Source organism: Pseudomonas sp. EA_105y_Pfl2_R69, assembly GCF_963970915.1.
Classification (GTDB): domain Bacteria; phylum Pseudomonadota; class Gammaproteobacteria; order Pseudomonadales; family Pseudomonadaceae; genus Aquipseudomonas.
On record NZ_CAXAOO010000014.1, the window covers coordinates 1 to 4,608 of the forward strand.

General features: G+C 56.9%; 3 protein-coding genes and 1 pseudogene. 3 read left to right on the forward strand and 1 reads right to left on the reverse strand.

The genetic code is table 11. From position 1 onward, the window contains the following. Positions 1-166: 166 nt before the first annotated feature. Positions 167-1,254, reverse strand: a protein-coding gene (locus AACY13_RS22510; protein WP_339463819.1) for an IS3 family transposase whose coding sequence is annotated in 2 segments (ribosomal slippage) — positions 167-1,002 and positions 1,002-1,254 — 1,089 coding nt in all. Because the reading frame shifts where the segments join, the coding sequence is not laid out codon by codon here. A gap of 182 nt (positions 1,255-1,436) precedes the next feature. On the opposite strand from AACY13_RS22510, the gene AACY13_RS22515 reads away from it, so the two are divergent. From AACY13_RS22515 to AACY13_RS22525, 3 genes and pseudogenes are all read left to right on the forward strand, one after another. After that, a complete protein-coding gene (locus AACY13_RS22515) occupies positions 1,437-2,480 on the forward strand; it encodes a helix-turn-helix transcriptional regulator (protein WP_339463820.1) in 1,044 nt (347 codons plus the stop codon). Between the two features lie 45 nt (positions 2,481-2,525). Further along, the gene (locus AACY13_RS22520) at positions 2,526-3,866 is read left to right on the forward strand and encodes an amidohydrolase (RefSeq protein WP_339463822.1); all 1,341 of its coding nucleotides are present in this window, start codon (positions 2,526-2,528) and stop codon (positions 3,864-3,866) included. Between the two features lie 345 nt (positions 3,867-4,211). Then, positions 4,212-4,608, forward strand: a pseudogene (locus tag AACY13_RS22525) (transposase); the annotation flags it as partial.

Here is a 4,608-nt window from a genome sequence, read left to right on the forward strand (position 1 = left end):
GGCCCCCGCTGCGCGAACTACAGAATGGCCAGGGCGGTAAAGCCCACAACAGGCCGGATATACGAATGCAACCGCGCTGACGACAGGTGCAAAAGAAAAGCTTTGCTCACTACTTGTGGGGAGAGTCGGTAATCCCCCCATTTTTAGTACTCACCAGAAGTAGAGGTCAGGCCGCGAGGGCCAACTTCTGTTTGGGGGTGATACCTCCCAGGGCCATATTTGGTCGCTCATGATTGTATGTCCAGATCCATCGTGTGGCGTGTTCTTGCACCTCAGCGATGGACTCGAACAGGTAATGCCCCAGCCAGTCGTAACGTACCGTGCGGTTGTAGCGTTCGACGTAGGCATTCTGCTGGGGATTGCCGGGCTGGATATGTTCTAGGCGGATGCCATGCTTCTCTGCCCACAGCACAAGCTTGCTGCTGATGTATTCCGGTCCGTTGTCACTGCGAATCGACCGGGGTTTGCCACGCCATTCGATCACCTGATCCAGCGCACGCACCACCCGCTCTGCCGGCAGTGATAGGTCTATATCCATGGCCAGGGCTTCGCGGTTGAAGTCGTCGATCAGGTTAAACAGGCGGAAGCTGCGACCGTCTGCTAGTTGGTCATGCATGAAGTCCATCGACCAACAGTGTTTGATCGCCTCCGGCACAGCCAGAGGCTCGGGCTTCTCACGCACGATACGTTTGCGCGGCTTGATTCGCAGGTTCAGCTCCAGCTCGCGATAAATCCGGTACACCCGCTTGTGATTCCAGCGGTGGCCTTTTACGTTGCGCAAATACAGGAAGCACAGGCCGAAACCCCAGTTGCGCTGGTTGTGCGTAAGCCGGATCAGGTGGTCGGCTATCTCGGCATTTTCCGAGGACAACCGTGGCTGGTAGCGATAGCAGGTGACGCTAACCCCGAAGGCCTGGCATGCCAGCTTGATGCTAGCTCGACCAGAGCGAACTGCACACTGCGCCATCTCTCGCCGCCGAGATGGCTTCACCACTTTTTTGCCATCGCTTCCTGGATGATCTCGGCCTTCAGGCGCTCTTCGGCGTACATCTTCTTGAGGCGACGGTTCTCATCCTCCAGTTCGCGCAGCCGGGCCATCAATGAAGCGTCCATGCCACCAAACTTGGCGCGCCACTTGTAGAAGGTTGCCGAACTGATGCCATGCTCGCGGCAAAGCTCAGGGACTGGGCTGCCGGCTTCGGCCTGCTTGAGGATAGCGATGATCTGGCTGTCCGAAAAACGCGATGTCTTCACGCAAAATTTCCTTAATCCGATTAGGAGAAAATTCTACTTCTGACGAGTACTGATTTCAGGGGGGATTACCCCCCAACCTGGCACCAATTGCACTTGCTGGGCTGAGAGTCCCGCCAGATACTGAAGGCAAGTGTAAAAACCCTTCAGCGCCAAAAACGATAAACCTGACGAACCTTAGTGATATGACCTCAAGCGTCCAAACCGCATCCGGCAAGCACTATGAAAAGACCCTCAAGGGCCTTCGACAAGTATTGCCCGATACCGTCGTCAACGATGCTATCAGCAGATCTGGCCTGCCAACGCACGTTTCTGCAGACGAACGCGTAGCGATAGATCAGCTTATGGCGCTAACCGATCACCTGGCCCGGGAGACCAAGGATCCGCTCTTACTTTTACGCGCATTCAGTCGACTGGACTATACGCCGAGCATGCTGCGTTCGTCGTTTCTCGGAAACACCCGGACCCTTATGGACGCTGTTCGGCTGATTCAGCGTTACCTCATGCTCGATACGGGCATTGCGCAAATAGATCTCGATATTGAAAAAGGTCAGGCCACGATTCGCCTGTTACTCAGTTGCCAGAGTGACTGCTTTGTCTACCAACCCGAAGCCATCCTGTATGCCCTGCAGCGGACGCTCACGGGGCTCGGACTAAAATCCCTTGATCGCATCTTTCTCTGCCGAACGCTTCAGGAGGACGATGCACTTGAGCACTGGTTCGGAGTCCCCATTGTTTTCGGGGCATCTGATTACGGTATCCAGTTTCAAGCACTGGAACTTGCCCGGGCCATCGGCTGGAGCGGCGATAGTCTCCGGTCACTCGCCCGCCGGGAACGCCGGCTCATTCGCCTGAATACTCACCACCAATGGACCGGGTCGGTCATCACTCTGCTCGAAGTGCTCTTGCGTCATGGTAAAGGCAGTATTGACGATTGCGCCCGCCTACTTGCTGTCAGTCGCCGCACCCTGCAACGCCGCATAAAGAGCGAGGGGCCGGGGTACCGTTCTGTGCTCAGGCAAACCCGACAGCACATGGCGTTGCGCCATCTGGCTGACGGATACGCCCTTGACACCGTTGCGTTGCTCGTCGGTTACCAGCAAACGGCCCAGTTCTACCGAGCCTTTCAGGCCTGGTTTGGCCAGTCTCCCGGGGAGTACTGCGTCGACCACGGCATCCAAAGCGATCGCCTGATGGTGACGTCCTACCACCACCCAGACACATTCTAGAGCAATAGTCCCACAACAATTCAATAGAACAGTGGAGAAATCACCATGCTAAACCGTTTGAGCAAGGCTGTGCTGTTGTCATTTGCCGTAGCGGCTCCGGCTTTAAGTCACGCCACGGAAGAGTACGAGACCACCGACACGTCGCTGACCCAGCAGGTTCTGCAAAATGCGGCGTCACTGTCAGACAAAGCCATCGCCTGGCGACACGATATCCACCAACATCCAGAGCTGGGCAATCAGGAAACACGGACTGCGGCGCTCGTCGCCGAACACCTTCGTAACCTTGGTATGGAGGTGACTACCGGCGTCGGACGCACCGGTGTTGTCGGTGTGCTGGAAGGCGGGCTGCCCGGTCCAGTGGTTGCGTTGAGGGCGGATATGGACGCCCTGCCTGTAAAAGAAACCACCGGTTTGCCTTATGCCTCAGAAGTCACCCAATCCTATCTGGGCAAGGAGCAACCGATCATGCACGCGTGCGGTCATGATGCACACGTCGCTATATTGATGGCCGTGGCTGAGAACCTGACATCGGTAAAGGATCAGATTCCGGGTACAATCAAATTCATCTTCCAGCCTGCTGAAGAGGGGCCTAGCGACTACGACTATCAAGGGGAAAACAGCTTTGGCGCGCGTTTGATGGTAGAAGAAGGCGTGCTAAAAAATCCCGATGTGAACGCCATCTTTGCCCTTCACGTCACATCCGCCATGCCTACCGGTATCCTCGCCTATCGGAGCGGGCCGCTTATGGCCAGCTCTGGCAAGCTTGAGATCTCCGTCCAGGGTCAACAGACGCATGGTGCCCAACCCTGGGATGGCATTGACCCCATCACCACTAGTGCACAGATCATCAGCGGTCTGCAGACCGTCGTGAGCCGCCAAACCAATATTCTACGCGCCCCAGCCGTTGTTTCCATCGGCACAATCGAGGGCGGTCAACGCCACAACATCATTCCGGATAACGTCCGCATGACGGGCACAATCAGAACATTCGATGATACGGTTCAGGAACAGGTCAACCAGAGAATTACCCGGATGGCCAGACATGTGGCGCAGGCAAATGGCACCCAGGCAGATGTCAGTATCGTTGACACCTATGCCACCACAGTTAACGACCCCGATCTGACCGCCGCCATGCTACCCACTCTGAAGAAAGCCAATGGCGGAGAGGTCTACGAATCACCGAAAGTGACCGGTGCCGAAGACTTCTCTTTCTACGCCCAGAAAGTGCCGGGGATGTATTTCTTTCTGGGGGTAACACCCAGGGATCAGATGCAAGACGCCGCACCCAATCACGCGCCAGGATTCTTCGTCGACGACGCTGCGTTGGTGGTTGGCGTTCGGGCCCTTTCGGCCATTGCAACGGACTACCTGACACAGACGCAGTAACAGCCCCCCTCATCCCTCCCTTTAAACACAATACCGGGCGACCGAAGCTGCCTCAGGGTGAGATATACCTTGAGGCGCGTGCTTTTGGGGGTGGGTGGGAGCTGACCTGATCTCCCAGGCAATTCAAAAGTGGGCGGCTGTCGCATTGGCGACCATTGTCTGGGCGCTACTGATGAACCAAACCGAGTTTAAAACACAGTCTGTACAGGGCTGATAACCGAGCACCAACGACAGGCGAAATACGCCTGCCAGCCGAGTCTAGCAACGGCAAGCGATGACGGAACGGTCAGACCGAGAGAGATAGAGCCTGATGAATAATGCGCCAGAGAAGCCGACTAACGAAGGGTTGATCGCGCCGAACTGGCCCCCTTGCGCCATCAACTGCATATCGTCCTGGCGGAAATCAACCTGTACGAACAATGCATGGCCGAGTGCGAGCAGCAGCTCAAACGTTGGCACGCTGACGATGAAGTGGTGCGCAAGCTGGATGAAGTCAGCGGCATTGGCCTGCTGACGGCCAGCGCCCTGACAGCGGCGGTCGGCAAGCCTGAGCGCTTTGCCAGCGGCCGGCAGCTGAGCGCCTGGCTGGGCATGACCCCGAACGAATACAGCAGTGGCGAACGCCGACGGCTTGGGCGGATCAGCTGCAAGGGCAACATCTATGTGCGCACGCTATTAATCCACGGTTCGCGAGCGGCGTTGCTGGCGGCGCAGCGATGTCAGGCGCGCACGCCAGAGAAAC

What these genes read in the sequence shown, in the direction of transcription:
- AACY13_RS22515 (WP_339463820.1), top strand. Translation starts at nt 1,437, where the DNA reads ATGACCTCAAGCGTCCAAACCGCATCCGGCAAGCACTATGAAAAGACC.
- AACY13_RS22520 (WP_339463822.1), top strand. Translation starts at nt 2,526, where the DNA reads ATGCTAAACCGTTTGAGCAAGGCTGTGCTGTTGTCATTTGCCGTAGCG.